Below are 21,776 nucleotides of genomic sequence, written 5' to 3'. Positions count from 1 at the left end.
GGTCAGGCGAGACACGCAACTGGAACCCTATCGGGACGGTGTATCTGAACCCTGAAAGGGAGCTGACCGTGGTAATAAAAGTCGCGTAGCACGACGGTGGACGCGACAACTAACTTGAAAAACGCCGTGCTTGTGATCTTGATCTTAAGCGCCCCGTCAAACCACGCTGGCCGGAATTCGACAGGGATTTGGGGGGTAAACCGGCAGGGATGCCGGTTTAGCCGCCCCGCGCCATGGATGGCGCGTGGCGGCGGCCCCCCAAATCACTGGCGGATTGCGGGCACACCGAGCCTAAGCGAGGTGCCGAGTGGTGGGGCAAGAGCCTTTTGCTTACTTTTGGGCTTTTCAAAAGTGAGCCGCTGTAAAAGCGGAACCATAAGTGGCCGTTACCGCAGGAATGGATATGTACTCGGTATACCTGTGTCGGCTGCCAGGCTGCTATCGCAGGCAAGCCAGCTCCCACATTTGGAACGCGAGGTATCAGGCAGATCGGCGTCGGCTGTCAGGCCGCCATACCAGGCAAACCCCCACATTTGGAACGCGGTGCGTCAGATAGACCAACAGGCTAAATAACCAGATAAGCCCGGCCCATATGGCAAGAGAGGTTGGCACCGACTTCAGCGTTGCCCAGGTTGATGCCCAAGGCGCTGAGCAAGGTATTAACGATAGGGTCGAGAATCGGTGACAGCACGTTCTGGATCAGCCCCACCACCGCCGTGGTGATAGTCGCCAGCAGCCCGGCGACCCCGGCCAATGCGCCGTTGGAGACACTGCCGCTGGGCGGTGCGTAAGTCACTTGCAAGCCATTTAAGGTCGCCGCCAGGCTGCCGACGATATTGGCGGTGCCCGGCGCAAACTTGTAGGTGGGTGGCGCATTCATCTCGGCCACCGGCGCAAACACCATCGTGCTGGTTTGCTCCGCAATCGTGGAGTTGGCTTTCAACAGCAAACCGCCACCCACATTCGGTGTACGGTTGGGGTTGCACAGCAGCGTCAGGACGACGCAGTAACGCTGGCCAAAATCAATCAGTCTGACCGGTTGCACATTAACCGCTGCGGATGAAGAAAAAGCGGCAACCGGATCGACCGTACCCACCGCCAGGGTCGCAAGGGAGGTGGTGGTCTGCACGGTCAAGGACTTGGAGGCTGGCGAGTCGCAATTAAAATCCGAGACATGGCTCTGCGCGCTGCCGGCTTCGATGTAAATGGCCAGCGATGTTGTGACATCTACATCAGCCACATTACAGGCCAGCAGGCACAGCACACCTCCAACCACCGCCGGCAGGTTGAGGTTCAACAACCCCTGGACCACCTGGGACACCGGCGTGCCCAGCCCCGTCAATATGGAGGCCACGCCAGACACGGCCTTGATGATCGGCGCCTGTACGGTCACCAACGTACGCACTTGCGCAGTGCGTACAAAAATCTGATCGGTTGGCGGGGTATTCAGTAGACCCTTTTTGGCCAGCAAGGGATTGCCAATCGCCGACAACTGCGGCGGCTCAATCACTTTGGTCTGGATCGAAACATTGCCTACCAACGGAATATTCAGTTGGGCAGCCGCGCTCACCGCATTCTTGCTGCTGGACAACTGCGCCACCGCTTCCAGCAGCTGAAACAATTGCACATTGCTGTTCAGTGCCGCCGTCGGCGTGCCGGTGGCGATGTCGATCAGGTCTCCCACGGTCAACAGCTTGGTATTGGGCGCAATGGCTTCAATCGAAATCACGTCATTGATGACCGCCGTAACCGCCGCACCGTTCTTCTGCAAGACCTTCACCGCAGCGTCGATCAACTGAGTCGCCGAGACCGCGGTACTGAGCAAGGCATCGTAGTCACCGGCCTTCACGTTCAGGTTGATCGCCAGTTGGTCCAGGTAACTGAGCAGGTTGACGTTGGTTTGCAGCAAGCCGTTCCAACCCGCCGCCGTGAGCGAAAGGTTGCCGCCGAGCAAGTTGCCGATGACCAGGTTGAGCAGTGGGGATTTGCCTGAATCGACGCTGGCCAGGCTGCTGCGGATCGACAGCTGCGCCACGGGCGGCGGTGTCGCGGCGACGGCGGTGGCGCTCAGGTTGATTTGCGGGGTGATCGGTGCGCCGTTGAACAGGTTCCACAGGCCGTTGGCGATGCTGGTCGTGACGGTATGCGAGGCCACCACGCGGATCGCGTCATTCTGGGTGGCATCGGCGCTAAACACACGGGTGTTCAGGGCATTGGTCGCCAGGGTGCCGCACGTCACCGCCAGGGTGCGGCCATTGCCGACCACAAAACCGTTGCGCGCCGCATTTTGCGTGGCATAGGCGTTGGCGGTGGTGTTGGTACCGCACTGGCCACCGAGACCGGCCGCTTCCAACGCCGAGGTGTCGGCCACGGACTGCAGCTTGCGCTTTTCCAGGTACAAGCGTCCGCTGTCGACCGCCAGCAACATGAACACCAAGGCCAAGGCCAAGGTGCCTGCCGCCATCAAGCCTATTGCACCACGCTGCCTGGAACCGAATCGGGGAGACATCGAAGCACTCCTGCGCTAACTCTCCGTTGCACTGGAGTGTAGACAAGGCTTCGGCAGGTTGCTGGCAACTCGCCACATTGGTGACTGGCGGAGATGCCCTGATACTGTAGGAGCGAGCTTGCTCGCGAAAAACTCACAGGCGCCGCGTTGATTCAGGAAGCACGCGTTATCGTTGACGTTTTTCGCGAGCAAGCTCGCTCCTACAGAAGATAATCAGCGCGGCGGGTAGTTGGAAAGGATCTTGGTCACGGTGCTGCGGATGGCTTTGTTGCGATCCTCGGGGTTGGGCGTGCTGGCCATCATTTGTTCGTCACTGCCGCGCCACACCAACTTGCCGTCCTTGCCGTCGAGCAGGTCGATCTGGAGGGTCGCGACCTTGTAGGTGATGTTGCGCGTTTCGTTGTACATCGGCGCGCCCCAGTAACCATTCCACGGGCCGCCCCAGGCACCGCCATAGTTGGTGGTGACTTGCTGCTGGCGGTCTTCGACGATCAGATAGGCCTGCACATTCAGGTCAGCCTTGGTGCCCGCCGCCGCGGGACGCAAACCGCGTTGGTCCAGCTGTTCGCCCACGGCCTGGCGAATGCGTTGCTCGGTGAGGTCGCTCTTGATTCGCGGGTCATCGGGACGGTACTGCAACGCTGGGTCTTTCCAGGCCCAATTGCGGTAGGCGCCGAAGTCTCGGCTGGCGTCGAAATCGTGGTTGACCTGGTTGCTCTGGCAACCGCCCAGCAACATGACAACAGCAAGTGCAGCGATGCGACGAAGCATGGTGTTCTCCAAAAAACAACGTGGGCCTGTAATGAGAATAGCTGCTAGCTGGGCGGATAGGCAGCCATTGCCTTCTGCATCGCCTTGCGCAAACTATCAGCGCGTTCGCTCAGGCTGCCCTGGCTGGTGGTTTCAGCGCTGGTGCTCCACACCGGCTGGCGGGTGCGCGCATCGAACAGGCTGATACGCGCCACGGCCACTGTCACTTCATAGGTGCGCACCACGGGCACGCTGTTGTACATGCCGTAACCGTTGCCATAGCGGTTATAGCCGCCGTAGCCGTAACCATAATCGTCCTGGACCTGGCGCAGGCGTTTTTCCAGGCGTACATCGGCGCTCACCAGCAGGTCGGGCGCACGCTTGTCATGCAAGGGGCGCAAGCCGCGCTGATCGAGGGCGCCGCTGACCGCCTCGGCAATCTGCGCCGAATCGGCCCAGGCCGTGCCCGCCGGCAACTGACCGTTGAGCCAACCCCAGCTGCGGTAGGCGCCATAGTCGCGCACCGGCGCGGGGTAGGCGCTGGCATCAAAGGTAGTGCCCGCCTGGGCGGGCGCCGGCGGCATCGGTGCCGAACTGGCCACGTAAGGGTTGGGGCTCGAGCACGCCCCAAGACCTAAAGACAACAGGATTAAACCGAGACGACGCATGTCGACCTCCCACGCTGGGCCGCTTAAACCGGGCGGCAGATCCAGTGTAAATATCGCCCAAGCCCGGCAAAGCTTGGGTGACGACGGTGAGCGAGCTCCATCTCCAACAAGTCCTGCAGATTGGCGCGAGCCTGGAATTCCACCGGCATATAGTCGTGGAACACCCGCACACCACTTTGGCTTTCGACCTGCCACAACCCCTCGAGTTGCGCCGCCAACTCCCGTGGGTCCAGGGGTTGCTGCGGCGTCAGGCTCTGCTTTTCACCGGCCATGTCATTCTTGCGCATCTTGCGGAAGTGGCCTTTGAGCAGGTTGCGGTAGATCAACGCATCCCGGTTGTAGAACGCCAGGGACAACCAGCCACCCGGCAGTGTCAGTTGGTGCAGCACCGGCAGGATGGCGTGGGGCTCGGCCAACCACTCCAGCACGGCATGGCAGAGCACCAGATCGTAAGGCTCGGTGAGTTGGCCGAGCAAGTCCTGCCACGGTGCATGAATAAAGGTCGCGGTCTGGCCGGCGTCAGCAAAGCGCTGACGCGCCCCTTCAAGCATCGGCGCAGCGGGTTCGGCCAGGGTTACCTCGTGGCCCTGCTCGGCCAGCCACAGCGACATATGCCCCAGGCCTGCACCGATATCCAGCACGCGCAATGGGCGTTGCGGCAAGGCTTCTACCAGGTCGGCCTGGAGCACCGCCAGGCGAATCGCGCCCTTGGCGCCGCCGTAGATCTTTTCGGCAAAGCGCGTGGCCAACTGGTCGAAATGACGATCACTCATGGGCAAACCGCCGTTCGCTATCGGCCAGCTTGGCGCGCACCACGTCGTTCATATCCAGGCCCAGTTCACTGCACAGCAACAGCAGGTACAAGACGATGTCACCCACCTCCTGGCCCGCATGGGCGAGTTTATCGGCGGGCAGTTGGCGGGATTGGTCTTCGGTGAGCCATTGGAAGATTTCCACCAGCTCGGCCATTTCCACGCTGGCAGCCATGGCCAGGTTTTTCGGGCTGTGGAACTGCTTCCAGTCATTGGTATCGCGGATGCGGTGCAGGCGTTCGGTGAGGTGTTCGAGGTTCATGCGCGGGCTCCTGAATGGGTATAGCTTCAGGGGGATGGGGGATGAACGCAAGCGTCTGTAGGAGCGAGCTTTCTCGCGAAGAACCCCAAGACACCGCGTGCTTTCTGGCTGCACGCGTTATCGTTAACGTTTTTCGCGAGCAAGCTCGCTCCTACAGTGAGGGGCTAGTCGACAACGCTGAACTCGAGCCTGGCGGTTTGGCCGGCTTCATCCAATACGCTGAGCTGATAGCGGCCCAGCCGTTCAAAACTGGCATTGATGCTGTCCTGGTTCGCGCTGTCACCCAACGGCGCACCGTTGAGAAACCACCAACGTCGACCACTGCCGCCCAACGCCGAGATTTTCAGGCGCAAGGCTTGTTGACTGGCAGCAGGCAGACGCAATTGATCGCCCTCGCGCACGCCCACGATGGACAACGGCGACGCCGCAGTCAGCGCCGGCGGCGGGCAATCCGGGTCAGGCGCAGGAATGCGCGCTTCACGGCGTTCAATCCGTGGCAACCAGGGCTCCAGCGGCGCCGGCCACAGCGCAATGCTTTTGGGGGTTGCGCCAGGGCAATGGGCATTGACCCTCAAGCCCTTGGGGTTAACCCAGATGCTTTCCATCAAGCCCACGCTCAAGGGTTGATCCAATGCCTGCAAGGTCGGCGGCGTGGTGTTGTCCAGGGTCCAGGCAAAACGCTGGCGACGGCAATTGGGGTCGCTGCGGCTCATGGGCTGGCCCAATGGCCAACAGATCGCGGCCACGCCGATATTGGCAGGCACCGGTTTGACCGGCGCACTGATGCCGCGCTGGCTGTCGCGGTTGGTCAGCACGTCATGCACCTGCAACATCAACGGCGCTGCCGACGCCAGGCCGAACTGCCCCGGTACCGGCGTGCCATCGGGCCGGCCGATCCATACGCCGATCAGGTAACGCGGGCCCACGCCAATCGCCCAGGCATCGCGAAAGCCATAACTGGTGCCGGTTTTCCACGCCAGCACCGGGCGTTGGACCAGCTCGGCGCGCGGGTCGCGGTCGGGCCGCGCCTGGCCACTGAGGATGCGCCGCACAATCCATGCAGCACCGGGCGACAGCAACGGCCGCTCCCTGAGCGTATCGTCCGGCTGTAACCGCAGGCTGGCGCTCTTGCCATCGCGGGCCAGGGCGCTGTAGCCACTGACCAGGTCTTCCAGGCGACTGCCCGCACCGCCGAGGATCAGCGCCAGGTTCGGCTCGGCCAATGCCGGCAATGCCAACGGCATGCCACCGATGCGCATCTGCGCGGCAAAGCGCTTGGGCCCGTAGGCTTCCAGCAGTTGCACCGCCGGCAGGTTCAACGAGCTGGACAACGCCGTGCTCGCCGGCACCGCCCCGGTAAAGCCCATGGAAAAGTTGCCAGGGCGGTAATCGCCATAGCGTCGAGGCACGTCCTGCAACAGCGATTCGGAGTGAATCAGGCCGTCATCCAACGCCATGCCGTAGAGAAACGGTTTCAAGGTGGAACCGGGCGAACGCAGCGCGCTGATCATGTCCACATGACCAAAGCGCTTGGTGTCGTTGATATCCACCGACCCCAGGTAGGCGCGCACCGCCATGCTTTCTTCTTCCACTACCAGGATGGCCGCCGAGGTGTGCTCCGGCAGGCGTGCGCGCCAGCCCAGCAGCAGGTCTTCGAGACGGCGTTGCAGGGTGGCATCCAGGGTGGTGCGAATCAGTGGCGGGCTGTCGGGGCGATTCAAGCGACGTGCGAGCAAGGGCGCCAGGCTCGGTTCCAGGCGTGGGGCGAGCAACAGGGGTTCTTCCAGGGCTTCATCGACCGCCGATTGCGGCCATACCTGGAATTCTGCGAGGCGGCGCAGCACTTTGTCGCGGGCTTGCTGGGCGCGTTGCGGATGACGGTCCGGGCGTAAACGGCTCGGCGCCTGGGGCAACACCGCGAGCAACGCGGCTTCGGCGTGGGTCAGCTGGGACGGCGACTTCCCCAGGTAGGCCCAACTCGCCGCCGCCACGCCCTGCAGCGTGCCGCCGAAAGGTGCGCGGTTCAGGTACAGGTTGAGGATTTCGTCCTTGGACAGGTGCCACTCCAACTGCGCGGTACGCCACAGCTGGCGTAACTTGCCGTGCAGGGTGCGCGAATGCGGGTCGAGCAAGCGCGCCACCTGCATCGACAAGGTGCTACCGCCGGATACCACCCGTGTACCGCTCAGGTTTTGCCAGGTCGCACGCACCAGCGCCAACGGGTTTACGCCGGGGTGGTGGTAGAACCAGCGGTCTTCGTAGGTGAGCAGCGCGTCGAGATAATACGGCGACACCTCGCGGGTCTGTACCGGGTAGCGCCATACGCCGTTGGCATCGGCAAATCGCCACAGCGGCGTGCCATCTTCGGCCAGCACCACCCGCGCCAAGTCGTCCTGGGGAAGGGGCAAGGGCCAGATACGATCGGCCAGCCATAGCAGGGCAACCACCAACACCACGCAACCCAAAGCCCAGCGCAATAACTGTGGGAGCGGGCTTGCTCGCGAAAGCGGTGGGTCAGTTGGCAGAGATGTCACAGGCACGCCGCCTTCGCGAGCAAGCCCGCTCCCACATTGGGCGGAGTACATCCAGGTGTGATTAAACTAAAACTCAAACGGGCAAACCTCTATGCTTGCAGGGAACTCGCCTGCGTTATCGACAACCAAAGGCACAGTTACGCCCACCTTCTCATCAGGACACGCACATGCAGGTAGAAAGCTTTTTCGAATGGTTGGGCCAGGCGCTCGGCTCCGTCATCCGGTTTATCGTCGACGGGCTCAGCGGTTTGTTCGGGGCCTTGACCCACGCCGGCGGCAACTTTATCGACGGCCTGTCACGCACCTTGGGCATGGACACCTCGATCATCAGCATCATCACCCTGATCGTCGGCCTGTTGTTCCTCTATTCGGCGGTACGCGCCTTTATGCGGGCCTCGATTATCGTGGGGATCATCTGGCTGATACTGGGCCTGTGGCTACTCAGCTGGGTCGTGCACTGACGGTGCAACCACTCGATTCCCCCTGTAGGAGCGAGCTTGCTCGCGAAGAACTCACAGACACCGCGTTTATTCAGGAAGCACGCGTTATCGTTGACGTTTTTCGCGAGCAAGCTCGCTCCTACAGTGGCTTTCAGCGGCCCTTGATCACCATATCCACCGGCGTCTCGCCCACCGCCTGCCAGTTCGGCCGATACATCGACTCTACCTGCGGCGGCGGCACGCGGTAGGTTCCCGGCGTCACCGCACGCGCCAGGTACAACAAGTGCGCGGTGCCATAGCCATCCAGATTCATCGCTGCCACATAGCGATCGTCCCTGAACTCCTGATGCTTGAGCGAGGCATTCTGCATCGACTCACGCCACTCCTTCACCTGGCTGCTGGCGTTCTCCAGGCTCGCCGCGCTTTGGGCCAGGTTCTGGTTTTCCAGTTCCAGGCCGGCAGGTAACAGGTCGACCACCAAGGCGTCCGGCACGCGTTGCTTGGCGCTGACCGCCAAGTGCACCAGCACCAGATCACCGCTGTTGAGGTTACGCAGGTTCAACGGCTGGCCGTTCATGCCCAGATATTCACGGCGGATACTCAGGTTGTTGCCCCCGGCCGCTGGCGGCACTTGTGGATAACCCGAGACCGTCAATTGCTGGTACACCGGCGCTTCACCCTGATTGCTCAAGGCCAGGTCGCTGGACAACAACTTGCCGTCCAACTCCAACGTCGATTGCTGGTTGTTCAACTCGCGTACGCCACCGCTACCGGTCAGCGACACCTGCCAGTTCGCTTCCGGCGTGGCGAACCCGAGGCGTCCGGCCAGGAACAGGGAATTACGCTCCTGGGTCGACAGATACGGGCTAGCCGCCAATTGGTCCGACAAGGTGAACAAACGCTCCTCGCGCTGGCCCTTGGCCAAGTCGTTCTCCTCCAGCAACGCCAGGATCATCGCCTGGTCGCGCAGCGGGCTGCCGTAGTCGGCCAGCCACTCATTGGCATTGCGCTGCGCCGCCAACCCGGCCAACAACGCCTGATCCGCACGGGGCTGGTCACCCATTTTCTGCAGGGCAATGGCCAACTGCACCAGCGGCAAGCCGGAGCGTGCGTCGCTGCGCCGTTCGAACAGGCTGCGCAACGCACCCAACGGCGCCTGCTGACTGCGCGCCAACACCATGCCGGCATACGCCTGCACGGCAAACCGGGTGTGTTCGGCGTTGTCGCTGTAATCCACCTCGATCAGGTTGCGTTCCTGCACATACCGCAACAGCCGCTCGCTGGCCTTCTTCAAGGCTTCAGGCGGTACGGCAAAACCCTGGTCGCGGGCGCGCAGCAGAAAGTCGGTGACATAGGCGGTCAGCCAATATTCTTCCTCGCCATCGGCGCCCCACAAACCGAAGCTGCCGTTGTAGCGCTGCATGCCCAGCAGGCGCTCGATGCCCAACTCGATCTTGCGCTTGCGCTCGGCATCCGGCTCGCCCTTGATGCTCAGGCGCTTGAGCAGCGCGTCGTCGGCGTACAGCGACGGGTACAAGCCACTGGCGGTTTGCTCCAGGCAACCATAGGGGTACGCCTTGAGCGCACTGATCTGCGCGCCCAGGTTCAACGGCGGCCGGCTCGACAGGCTCAACAGCGCCTCGCGCCCCGAGGCATCGAATTGATCCAGTGCGCCCGACGGCAAGCTCCACGGCTGATCCTTGAGCACGGCGCGGTAATGCTTGAGCAAGGCCGGGTACGCCGGGCGTACGCCCAAGGTCCATTCGCGGCTGAACGGCGGCAGGTTTTCACCCGGCAAGTCCAGGCCGTTGACGGTGACCGTGACCTTGCCCTGGCCGAGCCCGCCCCAGGCTTGTACCGGAATACGCAAGGTGGTGCGCTGGCCTTGCTTGAGCTCAACCGATTGCGCGCCGCTGTTGACCAGTTGCAATTGCCCTTGCGCGGTCAGTTGCACATCGAGCTTCTGTGCCTTGCCCGACAGGTTGGAGAGGTCCAGGGCCAAGGTGGTCTGGTCGCCTCCCGCCAGGAAACGCGGTGCCGACAACTCGGCAATCAACGGGGCGGCGATCACCGTCTTGCCTTCGGCCATGCCATAGCGGTCATCGCTCCAGGCCTGAGCCATCAAGCGCAGTTCGCCATTGAAGTCGGGAATATTGACGCTGACTTCGCCCTCGCCTTTGTCGTTCAGAGTCACCGGGGCGCTTTGCAGGGCAACGATGGTTACGCTGGTGTCGGGGCGCTTGCCGCCTTTGGCCAACGCCGCGTCGCCACCAAATGCCAGGCTGGCCAGGCGCCCCTGGCCGGCTTCAATCAACTGGCCGTAGATGTCGAATTGGTCGACGCCATAGGCTTTGCGGCCGAACAGGCTGGCGTACGGATCGGGCGTTGGGTATTCGGTGATATTCAGGATGCCCACGTCCACCGCCGCCAGCAGTACGTGCACCTGTTGAGGCACACTGCCATCGGCATTCTTGGCGGCGATCTTCACCGTCAGCGGTTGTTTGGGGCGCATTTTTTCTGGCGCGGTGAGGGTCAGGCCGAGTTTGCGCTGGGTACGATCCAGCGGCAGGTGCAGCAAGCCCACGGCGCGTTTAGGCGTGATGTTGGCTTTGCGCTCGCCGGGACGAATCACCAGGGCGCTCACATACAGATCGTGACGCGACCATTTCGGGTCGAGCTTCACCGCAAAGCTTTTGCCTTCGGCCGGTACGTCGATTTCCTGCCACCACAGCGGCCCTTCGGCAGACTCCACCAACAGGTAGCCTTTACCGGCAGCCGGGGGCGTGACGGTGACGTTGGCGGTGTCGCCATCGCCATAGGCGGGTTTGTCCAACGCCAGCTTGACCTGGTCGGGGCGCACGGCACCGCCTTCGGTGTTGTCCTGGGCCTGGTAGCCGGCCCAGAAACGCAGGCTGCTGACCAACCCGGTGTGCGGGTCTTCAACCTCCACACGGTAAGGGCCCCACTCCACCTGGAAGCTGACCTTGGCGGTGTCGCCAGCCTTGATGTTCAGGCTCTGCTCATCGAGGTTGAGGAATTTCTCGTTGAAGTGGTAGCTCCAGCCGTCATTCTCCGAGTAGTTCCAGTAGTAGTCGCGGCGCTCACGCACCAGGCGCACCTTGAGGTCTTGCGCGGCCAGTTTCTGTCCGTCCTGGTTGGCCACCAGCACGTCGAATTCCACCGGGCCATCGCCGTTGGTTTCCTTGCCGTCAAACAGGCCACGCAGGCCCGGCAATTGCTCGGCCGGCCAGATCGGCTGCACCAGGCGCCGGGTGATCGGCCGACCGCCGGACTCCTGCAGGCTGGCTTGCACAATCAGTTGCAACGGCGACTTGGCCTCGGCCCACTTGCTTTCCAGGGTCAGCGCTTGCTCGCCATTGGCGTCGAGTACGCTTTCGTCCAGTTCGAAATCCTGGCTCAGCTCTTCTTCAGTGACGGAACCGAACTGGTAGCCCGGCAGGGATTTGACCGCCTCACGCAGTGGGCGCACGTACACCTGGCCACTGACGCGGTTACCGGATGCGGGCGCGCCGTAGAGGTAGCGACCGTTGACCTGGATGACCGGGTTATCCGCCGGGCTCAACGCCGTGTCACTGCCCTTGAGTTCCAGCGCCAGGCGTTCGGGCAGGAAGTCTTCGACGAGAAATTCATAGAGTTGCGGCTTGCCGTCACCGAGGTCGAACACCAACTGCCAGCGCCCGGTCGGCGCCTCGCCAGCCAGCTGCAACGGGTATTGATACAGGCCGGACGCGTCGGCCTCCCACACGAACTTGCGGCTCACCTGTTCATCCGGGCGCCGCACTTCGACGCTCACCGGCTGAGGCTTCACCTCCTTGCCATCCTTGTCACGCAACAGCGCGTTGAGCAGCACGGTTTCGCCGGGGCGATACAAATCACGCGGGCCGAACACAAAGAACTGCAACGGGTGGGACGGTTGCCCGCCGATATCGAACTCCGCCAAATCCAGCGCGGCGCTGTCCAGGCGCAGCAGGCTGGTTTGCTCGCCCTGCTTGGCCAGTAACACCTGGGCTTTTTTCGGTAGCGGCAACTCGGCGTGACCACCGTCTTCGGTCTTGCCCTGGCCGAGCACGCGGCCTTCGGCATCGAGGATTTCCAGTTCGACGCCGTTCAGTGCCTTGCCGCCTTCCAACGCCTGGGTAAACACATCCAGGCGATTGGCATAGCGGTGCACCGACAGGCCGATATCGCTCAAGGTAAACAGGGTGGCCGGTTGCGAATAGTTGTAGGTGCCCGAAGCGCGCATCACCGCCAGGTACACGCCCGGCTGCTGCAACGGCTTGAGGCCGGCAATCGGCAGCAGCAGGGTTTCGCGGGTATTGCGCGCCGGGTTCAGGTCGAAACGCCCGCCGTAGACCAGCTCGGCCATCGGCAGCAGTTCACGTGACTCATAGCTTTGCAGGCTGGTATTGCGCCCCCACTGCGCCAGGAACGACGGCAGGGATTCGGGTTTGATCCGAAAGAATTCGACGTCGATCTTGTCGACATTCAACGCGATCACCGGCAGGCCCTCGGCCAGGCGCGTCGGCAACAGGGTGCCACGGCTGGCGAAGCCGACGGTGGCTTGCAGGTCGCGGGTTTCCAGGCGGGCGCTGTATTCGGCGGCGAGGGTGTTGCCGTTGACCGCCTTCACCCCGGCGTCCACGGTCAGCACCAGTTTGCGCCGCGGTTCAAGGTGGCGCAGGCGCAATTCCATCAGGTTATCGGACAGTTCCCAGGCGCCATCGACCTTGCCGGACTTGCTGTCTACCAGGTGCAGCTTGTCGGCGAATTTCTGATCGGGGTCCAGCGGAATGGAAAAACTCACCGACAGCGTGCTGGCCCCGTCCAACTGCACCTCGGACACATCCACCACGCTCAGCTCTCGCCCGGCATAACGCTGCTTCAACGCTGCCACGTCCACCGCCGCCTTGGCAGGTTTGGGCGCCACGCTTGGCGCTGCAGGGGCCACGGGTGCAGCCGGTTTATCGGAAGAATCACAGGCGCTCAGCAGGGCCAGCGCGCAAGCGAGGAACAGTCCTTTGTTAAACATGGGGCACTCGTCGTCAGAGGGAACCTGGGGGTGAACTATATATCAGCGTCGGTCTGGCTGCTGCGGGGCCGGTCACATTGACCGACGGAGGGGCGGTCGGTTCTAGGTGGGCATGAAGCCAAGCCAAATCCCACAGCCACTGGAGATCAAATTGTGGGAGCTGGCTTGCCTGCTATAGCCATAGGTATCTACACAACTTTAATGTGACGCCGGACCTGTGGCGAGGGAGCTTGCTCCCGCGACGGCCTGGCAGCCGACGCTGATCTAACTGATGCCCCGCGATCCAATGTGGGAGCTGGCTTGTCGGGTCGCCGCATCGCTGCGAAGGCGGCCTGAAAGCCGACCAGGATCTCGGATCAGACCGCGTACATATCCGTTCCTGCGGTAATGGCTGCTATTGGTTCCGCTTTTACAGCGGGTCACTTTTGAAGAGCCCAAAAGTAACCAAAAGGCTCTTGCCCCACCACTCGGCACCTCGCCTAGGCTCGGTGTACCCGTAATCCGACATTGATTTGGGGGGCCGCCGCCACGCGCCATCCATGGCGCGGGGCGGCTAAACCGGCATCCCTGCCGGTTTACCCCCCAAATCACTGTCGAATTCCGGCCAGCGTGGTTTAACGGGGCGCCTAAGATCAAAAGCAAATCAAGATCAAGAGCGGCTCGCCTCGCATCGTGGTTACCGTCGGCTGCTACAGGCTACAAAGTTGTGTAGATACCTATGCTGCTATAGCGGTGAGTCAGTCACCGGATGAGTGAGCAGAAAGTCCGTCATCGCAGGCAAGCCAGCTCCCACATTGCGTCTGCCGGGCGGCTGAGGGCCGGGTACAATACCGCTCCACCAAGGAGCCTTCATGACTGCCCTGACTACCGACTGGCGCCACCGCCCTACCCACCGCCGCGTCTGGGCCCTGGCCGCGCCGATGATCCTGTCGAATATCTCCGTGCCCTTGGTCGCCCTGGTGGACAGCATGGTCATCGGCCACCTGCCCCACGCACACCAACTGGGCGCCGTGGCTGTCGGCGCCAGCCTGTATACCTTCCTCGCATGGGCCATGGGTTTCCTGCGCATGGGTTCCACCGGCTTCGCCGCCCAAGCCGCCGGGCGCAACGATGGCGCGGCGTTGCGGCAGATTCTGTTGCAAGGCTTGTTGCTGGCGCTGGGCCTGGCGCTGCTGCTGGGCACCGTGGGCATTCCATTGAGCCATCTGGCCTTGGAGTGGATGCAGCCGTCGGCTGAACTCAATCAACTGACCCGCGAGTTTTTCCACACCCGCCTGTTCGGCCTGCCCGCCGCCCTCGCCAGTTATGCACTGGTCGGCTGGTTCCTCGGCACCCAGAACGCGCGGGCACCGTTGGCGATTTTGCTGACCACCAACCTGGTGAACATCGCGCTCAACCTGTGGTTTGTACTCGGCCTTGACTGGGGCGTGGTCGGCTCCGCACGCGCCTCGGTGATTGCGGAATGGACCGGCGCCCTGCTCGGCCTGGCGCTCACGCAAAAAGCCCTGCGTGCCTATCCCGGGCATATCGCCTGGGCCGCGCTGACACTGTGGCAAAGCTGGCGCCCGTTACTGGCGGTCAACCGCGACATCTTTATTCGCAGCCTTGCGCTGCAGTCGGTGTTTTTCATGATTACGGTGCAAGGCGCACGTCTGGGCGATGCCACGGTGGCTGCCAATGCCTTGCTGCTCAACGGGCTGTTGCTGACCGCCCATGCCCTGGACGGCCTGGCCCACGCCGTCGAAGCCCTGTGCGGCCACGCCATCGGCGCCCGCGACCGCCAGGCACTGCGCCGTTCGCTGGTGGTTGCCTGCGGCTGGTCACTGCTCGCCAGCCTCGGGTTCGCCCTGTTGTTCACCTTCGGCGGACACCTGTTTATCGCCATGCAAACCGATATCCCCAGCGTGCGTGAAACAGCCGACATCTACCTGCCTTACCTCGCGGTATTGCCGTTGATTGCAGTGTGGAGCTATTTGCTCGATGGCTTGTTTATCGGCGCAACGCGCGCGCGGGAGATGCGCAATGGGATGTTGCTGACGGTGCTTTTGGTGCTACCGGTTGCCTGGGCGTTGCAGGGAATGGGTAACCACGGGTTGTGGATTACCTTCCTACTGTTCATGGCGGTGCGCAGCCTGACGCTGTGGGCGATAGCCTGGCGTTTGAATCGGCAAGGGCTGTGGCTGGGCGCAACCTGAAGGAATACAAACCCAAATGTGGGAGCGGGCTTGCTCGCGAAAGCGGTGTATCAGCCAAATAATCAGCGACTGACACTGCGCATTCGCGAGCAAGCCCGCTCCCACATTTTTATTATGAGGACAGGTAGGAAGAACGCGTCAAGCCCAGGCGCAATGCGTCCAGGAACTGGGTGCGCTCCGACGCCGAGATCTTCGCACTGGCGCACTTGTCCCGGTAATGGGTCATCAACTCCTCCGGCGACAAGTGCACGTAGCGCAGCATGTCTTCGATGGTGTCGTGGGTTTCGATCCCGGCGCTGTACACCGAACCGTCTTCACGCTGGTAGATGTTCACCGAGTCGGTGTCACCGAACAGGTTGTGCATGTCGCCCAGGATTTCCTGATAGGCGCCCACCAGGAAGATACCCAGCAGGTAATCTTCGCCTTCGTTCAAGCCGTGAACCGGCAGGCTGGTCTCGATGCTCTGCTCGTCGACGTACTGCTTGATCTTGCCATCGGAGTCGCAGGTCAGGTCTTGCAGCACAGCGCGGCGCAGCGGCTCTTCGTCGAGACGGTGCAGCGGCAGAATCGGCAGGACCTGGCCGATGGCCCAGGTGTCCGGCAGGCTCTGGAACACCGAAAAGTTGCAGATGTACTTGTCGGCCAGCTTGTCGTTGAGTTCGTCCAGCACCTGGCGGTGCGAGCGCTGGCGGGCTTTCAACGAGTTGTGCAGGCGACGGCACACCGCGAAGTAGCACTGTTCGGCCAGGGCTTTTTCGGCCAGAGTCAGCTTGCCGTCGGCGTACTGGGTGGCCACGTCGCTCATGTAGTGGGTGGCGCGCCAGTAGGTTTCGGTGACCATCTCGATGTCGGTCGGGCCCAGCAGGTCCACCAGCCATTGCACCGTTTCCGGCAGGCTTTCCTTGTTTTCGATGGTCGGGATTTCGTCGTTGTGCTTCTCGACGTCAGTCACCTGCACCACCAGCATGGCGTGGTGAGCGGTCAGGGAGCGGCCGCTTTCGGAGAAGATATTCGGGTGCGGCAGGCTCTGCGCGTCGCAGAACTCTTTGAGCATACCCACCACCACGCCGGCGTAGTCGTCCATGTCGTAGTTGATCGAACTGGCGTTGCGCGAGTGGGTACCGTCGTAGTCCACGCCCAGGCCACCGCCGACGTCGATGTGGTCCACCGGCAGGCCGAGGTTACGCAGTTCGCCGTAGTAACGAATGGCTTCCTTGAACCCGTGCTGGTAGTCGGCCAGGTTGGCGATCTGCGAGCCCATGTGGAAGTGCAACAGGCGGATGCCCTGATCCAGGCCCGCCGCGCGGAAGCGCTCGACCACTGACAGCAACTGCGCTGCCGACAGACCGAACTTGGATTTCTCGCCACCGGTGTCGGCCCACTTGCTCGATGCCAGGGACGACAGGCGCACACGCAGGCCGACCTGAGGCTTGACCTTGAGGCTGGCGGCCTCTTCGATCACCAGCCCGACCTCGGACTCTTTCTCGATCACGATAAATACGTTGTGGCCAAGCTTCTGACCCATCAACGCCAGGCGGATGAACTCACGGTCTTTATAACCGTTGCAGACGATGGTGCCGCCCTTCGGTGCCAGGGCCAGCACGGCCAGCAGCTCAGGCTTGGAGCCGGCTTCCAGGCCGATAGAGACGTTCTGGGTGGCAATGATGTTCTCGATCACCGCTTCCTGCTGGTTCACCTTGATCGGGTACAGCGCGGTGTACTTGCTCTGGTATTCCAGGCGCTCGATGTTGGCATCGAAGGCACCGGTCAATTGCCGCACGCGGTCTTGCAGGATATCGGGGAAGCGCACCAGCAGCGGCAACGACAGGCCGCTTTTGCGCAACTCATCGACTTGCTCGTACAGGTCGACGGGCGTGCTGTTCGGGCCGTTCGGACGAACTTCTACGCGACCGGCTTCATTGATCGCGAAATACCCGGCCCCCCAATGGCGAATCCCGTAAACACTGCGGCTGTCCGCAACTGTCCATTGGCTGCCATCGTCTTTGCGTGTGCGTCGTACGGACATCGAAGTCCCCTATAAATGAAGGCGAAGGCGCCACCTCTCGCGGAGGCTGGCGCAGTCTAAAGAATGAAAATGACGATTTGCCTGCAAGGGAAGTAGACCCCACTGGCAGGACAGAGTTTAGCCACAGGTTGGGAAGAGGCTTTCAGCCGCCGGACTTCTTGGCCTTGTACCCGAGTTTGATCAGCTCGGCCCACAGCAACTCGACGTGATCGCCCTGGATCTCGATGACCCCGTCTTTCAACGCGCCACCGGTGCCACAACGCTTTTTCAGCGAGGTGGCCAATTCCTTCAGGGCCTCTTCAGCCAGGGGCACGCCGGTGATGGTGGTCACCGTCTTGCCGCCACGGCCTTTGCTCTCGCGACGCACGCGGGCAATACCATCGCCTTCGGGGATCAGGGTCTGTTTGCAGGTGCACGAATCCACGGGCTGACGACAGTCCGGGCAGTGTCGACCTGCGTCGGTGGAAAATACCAGGCCACCGAGGGCGGCGAAGGATGCGGCTTTTTTGGCCACCGGCAATCCTCTTGGGAGGATGAAGACTGATCGGCGCCGCACAAGGCGGTGACCGACCGCGAAGCCCCACTCAGGCAGGGGCAGCGCTACCGAACCGTCAAGGCCACCACCACTGTAGGAGCGAGCTTGCTCGCGAAGATCGTCAACGATAACGCGGGCATTCAGGCAGCACGCGGTGTCTTGGCGTTTTTCGCGAGCAAGCTCGCTCCTACAGGGTGAAACAATAGCGGTTCGGGTGAAAAGGCGCGCAGTGTAACGGCAAAAAGCCAAGTTGCTAAGAGCCAAATGGCGCCAATTTATACAACTTTAGCGACGTGAGGCGAGATAGCGCCGCAAGCCCTCTTGGGCGTCCGGGCAATAAGACTTTTGCTCGGCCTCTGCAAGCACCGTTTCAATGGATAGAAAACGCGCTTCCATGACCTCTTCAGGCTGCAAACACAGCGGGCCGTCCCATACAGCAGAGTAGGACGTACACCACAGGCGGCTGTCGCCATCTTCAAAGTAAAAATGATCGTGCTCGACCAACTCCACGCCACACACGCCCAGCTCTTCCGCCAATTCCCGCTGTGCCGACAGGGCATAGCTTTCTCCCGCCGCCACCATCCCGCCCGCCGCCGTATCCCAGAACCCTGGGTACAGGGCTTTGCTCAGCGTGCGCCGGTGCACACACAGCTCGCCTTTGGAATTGAACAGGAAGATAAAGGTGCAACGGCCGATCAAGCCGCGCTGGCGCAGGTCGGACCTGACCAGGTGGCCAAGCAGGTGGTCCTGGTCGTCAACCCAGCAGATCAGTTCAGCATCGGAAGCCGCTCGGTGTGCGGCCTCCTTTTGAGTAGCGTCCATCATCAACCCTGATTGAGGAGCTGACGCAAGTCGATCACTGCAGCGTTTGCCCGTGAAATGTAGTTGGCCATCACCAGCGAATGGTTCGCCAATACGCCGAAGCCACTGCCGTTAAGAATCATAGGACTCCACACCGGTTCCTGCGAGGCCTCCAGTTCACGAATGATCTGGCGCACGCTGACGGTGGCGTTTTTCTTGGCCAGTACGTCGGCAAAATCGACTTCGATGGCACGCAGCAGATGGGACAGCGCCCACGCCTGGCCGCGCGCTTCGTAGAACACGTTGTCGATCTGCATCCATGGGGTTTCCACCACTTCTTCATCGACCTGCGGCACTTCACCCGGCGCCAGCGCCTCGGTTTTCAGCGCAGTGTTCAACTTGACCCGGCCCACGCTGGCGGACAGACGCTGGGACAGCGAGCCCAAACGGGTCGCGACATCGCCCAGCCAGTTGTTGAGGTTGTCGGCACGGGCATAAAACAGCGCGCCGCGCTGGTTCGGGTCAGACAGGCGCGCTTCGTAGCGGCTCAGGGAATTGATGCCTTCCTGGTATTCCGACTCGCTGGAGGGCAGCACCCAGCTCTTGTTATCGAAGTTGAAGCGCGGCTCGGCCTTGGCCAAGTCAGCGTCTTCAGCCGACTGCGACTGGGAGCGGGCGAAGTCTTTACGCAGGGCTCGGGTGAGGTCACGCACCTGCACCAGTACGCCGTATTCCCAGCTCGGCATGTTGTCCATCCACAAGCCCGGCGGGAAACGGTCGTTGGAAATATAGCCGCCCGGCTTGTTCAGCAGGGTGCCGACCACGGTCTTGAGCGTCTCGACGGTGGTGTAGCCCACCACTATCTGCTTGCCTTCTTTCTCGGCGGCAAGCTGGGCATTTTGCTGAACCGGAAACAGCGCCGGCTCCTGGCTCCAGTACCACCCCAGGCCACCGGTGACCAGCAGGTACAAGCCAATGATGCTAAGCAGCGCCCGGCTCATCAGCAGGTTGCGAAAATAGCTGCGGTTGGCCGACTTTGGCTCAGGGGCGGGGCCTTTGGCACTGCCTTCGCGGTTTTTCCAGTCCAGCATGGCGATATCCTTTCAATCACTTGAGTTCATGCACGTCAATTGTCCGGGTGCGTTCAGACACTCCGACCACAACCCTACCCCATCGTGCCCATCGGCGCGGGGCTTTTACACGAAAGTGGCGCACCGGGGCGCTTGGACTATAAAGGATGCACGCCTTTTACGCTGGACGACCCACTGGTCAGTAAATGAATCGCAGGCCCGCAGACTTAATTGACGTATGACACTCATCTATCAGAAAAGAGGTGCTAGCATAGCGCCATCAGTCGACCTCAGCATGCACCCTCACAGTAGTCAGGATATGACCGAGCCAGAAGACCCCAGCCGCGAGCGTCTCAAGCAGCACTTTGCCCAGCGGGTAATTCATCAGGCACGTCAAATTCTTGAGATCTGGCAGCGCCTGCAACGCAGCGAGTGGTCGAATGCCGATTTTTCTGAACTCAGCGAAGCCAACCTGCGCCTGCAACACTTTGCCGAACGTTTCGAACAGCCGGAACACACGCAACTGGCACGGCATATCAGCGAATCCCTGCAAGCCGTGGACGAGAACCGTGGCCGCCTGAGCAGCCAACTGATCACCGAGCTCAACCGCTTGATGCAACGCCTGTCTCGCACCGGCTTGCGCCAGGGCGATCAGCTTGAGCAAACCTTCCTGCCGCCGATGCGCAAGCCGATCTATGTGATGCTGGCCGACCATGACCGCGCCGAACGCCTGGCCAAGCAGCTGGAGTTCTTTGGCATGAGCGCCCACGCCCTGGACAGCGTCTGCGCCTTTCGCGCGTCCATGGCCGAGCGTTTGCCGTCGGCGATTGTGATGGACGTAGACTTCTGCGGCACAGGCCTGGGCCTGAAGCTCGCAGCAGAGGCCCAGGAGGGCCTGGAGCAAAAGCTGCCGCTGTTGTTTTTCAGCCTGCACGAAACCGACACCCCGACGCGCCTGGCCGCCGTGCGCGCCGGTGGCGAAGAGTTCCTGACCGGCACCCTGGAAGCTTCAGGCCTGCTGGAAAAGATCGAAGTGCTGACCTGCGCGGCCCAGTACGAGCCGTACAAAGTGCTGATCATCGACGACTCGCGGGCCCAGGCGCTGCACACAGAACGCCTGCTCAACAGTGCCGGCATTGTCACCCGCACCTTGACCGAGCCGATCCAGGCCATGGCCGAGCTGGCGGATTTCCAGCCCGACCTGATCATCCTCGACATGTATATGCCTGCCTGTACCGGCACCGAACTGGCCAAGGTGATTCGCCACAACGACCGCTACGTCAGTGTGCCGATCATTTACCTATCGGCCGAGGACGACCTGGATAAACAGCTGGATGCGATGAGCGAGGGCGGTGACGATTTCCTCACCAAACCGATCAAGCCGCGTCACCTGATCACCACTGTGCGCAACCGTGCTTCACGTGCGCGCAACTTGAAGGCACGGATGGTGCGCGACAGCCTGACCGGGCTGTACAACCACACGCATATCCTGCAACTGCTCGAAGATTGCAGCTTCCGCGCACGCCGCGAGAACAAGCCCTTGAGCTTTGCCATGCTCGATATCGACCACTTCAAGCGCGTCAATGACAGCCACGGCCACCCCATGGGCGACCGGGTGATCAAGAGCCTGGCACTGTTTCTCAAGCAGCGTTTGCGCAAGACCGATTACATCGGCCGCTACGGCGGTGAAGAGTTCGCCATCGTGATGCCCGACACCGACCTGGAATCGGCCTGCAAGGTGCTTGACGATATTCGCCGGCGCTTTGCAGAAATCCACTACCCCGCCCAACCGCAGGATTTGTGGTGCACCTTCAGCGCCGGCCTGGTGGAGCTGTGCGACGATTCCGACAGCCTGATGATGGCCGCTCAGGCTGACGAAGCGCTTTACCGCGCCAAGGACGCCGGACGCAACCGCGTGCAAGCCGCTCGCACATCAAAGCAAAGTGCCATCTTTTCATCAGAATCCACCGATTCGGTCATGACGCTGTAATACAAACGCAATAAATTCAGGCGCTTATCTCTTGCCGTCGGTTGAAACCCCGCATGCGCCTGAAGCTGCTGACCAATCTCAATACCCTTCTGCTGGTGGCTGTGTGCCTGGCCCTCGGGGCGACACTGTGGTGG

The 21,776-nt window shown here is 61.8% G+C and carries 14 protein-coding genes; 3 read left to right on the top strand and 11 right to left on the bottom strand.

Translation table 11 applies throughout. The features are described from left to right. Positions 1 to 565 precede the first annotated feature (565 nt). From BUE92_RS16605 to pbpC, 6 genes are all read right to left on the bottom strand, one after another. Complete coding sequence (locus BUE92_RS16605) at positions 566 to 2,509, bottom strand: pilus assembly protein TadG-related protein (RefSeq protein ID WP_073525010.1); 1,944 nt, start codon at positions 2,507 to 2,509, stop codon at positions 566 to 568. A gap of 213 nt (positions 2,510 to 2,722) precedes the next feature. Beyond that, positions 2,723 to 3,280, bottom strand: a complete 558-nt coding sequence (locus BUE92_RS16600; RefSeq protein WP_020302184.1) for a DUF4136 domain-containing protein — start codon at positions 3,278 to 3,280, stop codon at positions 2,723 to 2,725. Positions 3,281 to 3,324: 44 nt separating this feature from the next. Further along, on the bottom strand, positions 3,325 to 3,927 hold the full coding sequence (locus BUE92_RS16595) for a DUF4136 domain-containing protein (RefSeq protein ID WP_073525007.1): 603 nt from the start codon (positions 3,925 to 3,927) through the stop codon (positions 3,325 to 3,327). 23 nt (positions 3,928 to 3,950) lie between these two features. Next, positions 3,951 to 4,700, bottom strand: coding sequence for a methyltransferase (locus BUE92_RS16590; RefSeq protein ID WP_073525004.1), 750 nt, complete (start codon positions 4,698 to 4,700; stop codon positions 3,951 to 3,953). Beyond that, positions 4,693 to 5,001, bottom strand: coding sequence for a MazG-like family protein (locus BUE92_RS16585; RefSeq protein ID WP_073525002.1), 309 nt, complete (start codon positions 4,999 to 5,001; stop codon positions 4,693 to 4,695). Before BUE92_RS16585 ends, BUE92_RS16590 begins: the two co-directional genes overlap by 8 nt. 164 nt (positions 5,002 to 5,165) lie before the next feature. Continuing rightward, positions 5,166 to 7,478 carry a peptidoglycan glycosyltransferase PbpC gene (gene pbpC, locus BUE92_RS16580; RefSeq protein ID WP_073524999.1) on the bottom strand — a complete coding sequence of 771 codons (2,313 nt, stop codon included), beginning with the start codon at positions 7,476 to 7,478 and terminating at the stop codon, positions 5,166 to 5,168. Positions 7,479 to 7,702: 224 nt separating this feature from the next. On the opposite strand from pbpC, the gene BUE92_RS16575 reads away from it, so the two are divergent. Then, complete coding sequence (locus BUE92_RS16575; protein ID WP_073524997.1) at positions 7,703 to 7,996, top strand: hypothetical protein; 294 nt, start codon at positions 7,703 to 7,705, stop codon at positions 7,994 to 7,996. A gap of 130 nt (positions 7,997 to 8,126) precedes the next feature. Here BUE92_RS16575 and BUE92_RS16570 read toward each other — a convergent pair whose 3' ends face one another. Beyond that, complete coding sequence (locus BUE92_RS16570) at positions 8,127 to 13,025, bottom strand: alpha-2-macroglobulin family protein (RefSeq protein WP_073524994.1); 4,899 nt, start codon at positions 13,023 to 13,025, stop codon at positions 8,127 to 8,129. A gap of 851 nt (positions 13,026 to 13,876) precedes the next feature. On the opposite strand from BUE92_RS16570, the gene BUE92_RS16565 reads away from it, so the two are divergent. Next, positions 13,877 to 15,220, top strand: a complete 1,344-nt coding sequence (locus tag BUE92_RS16565; RefSeq protein ID WP_073524992.1) for an MATE family efflux transporter — start codon at positions 13,877 to 13,879, stop codon at positions 15,218 to 15,220. 112 nt (positions 15,221 to 15,332) lie between these two features. Here BUE92_RS16565 and speA read toward each other — a convergent pair whose 3' ends face one another. From speA to BUE92_RS16545, 4 genes are all read right to left on the bottom strand, one after another. Then, on the bottom strand, positions 15,333 to 17,246 hold the full coding sequence (gene speA / locus BUE92_RS16560; RefSeq protein WP_034126423.1) for an arginine decarboxylase: 1,914 nt from the start codon (positions 17,244 to 17,246) through the stop codon (positions 15,333 to 15,335). A gap of 142 nt (positions 17,247 to 17,388) precedes the next feature. After that, positions 17,389 to 17,760: a translation initiation factor Sui1 gene (locus BUE92_RS16555; protein WP_073524990.1), complete on the bottom strand. Its 372-nt coding sequence runs from the start codon at positions 17,758 to 17,760 to the stop codon at positions 17,389 to 17,391. A 306-nt stretch (positions 17,761 to 18,066) separates the two neighbouring features. Continuing rightward, the gene (locus BUE92_RS16550) at positions 18,067 to 18,603 is read right to left on the bottom strand and encodes an NUDIX hydrolase (protein ID WP_073524988.1); all 537 of its coding nucleotides are present in this window, start codon (positions 18,601 to 18,603) and stop codon (positions 18,067 to 18,069) included. A gap of 2 nt (positions 18,604 to 18,605) precedes the next feature. Further along, positions 18,606 to 19,673, bottom strand: coding sequence for a DUF2333 family protein (locus tag BUE92_RS16545; RefSeq protein WP_073524986.1), 1,068 nt, complete (start codon positions 19,671 to 19,673; stop codon positions 18,606 to 18,608). A 298-nt stretch (positions 19,674 to 19,971) separates the two neighbouring features. Between BUE92_RS16545 and BUE92_RS16540 the strand changes: the two genes are divergently transcribed. After that, positions 19,972 to 21,642 carry a response regulator gene (locus BUE92_RS16540; protein ID WP_073524984.1) on the top strand — a complete coding sequence of 557 codons (1,671 nt, stop codon included), beginning with the start codon at positions 19,972 to 19,974 and terminating at the stop codon, positions 21,640 to 21,642. Positions 21,643 to 21,776: the final 134 nt, after the last annotated feature.

The sequence above is a fragment of the Pseudomonas fluorescens genome (assembly GCF_001902145.1).
Taxonomy (GTDB): Bacteria; Pseudomonadota; Gammaproteobacteria; order Pseudomonadales; family Pseudomonadaceae; genus Aquipseudomonas; species Aquipseudomonas fluorescens_BV.
Note: the sequence above shows the minus strand (reverse complement) of the source record. Positions and strands in the feature narration are given on the sequence as shown.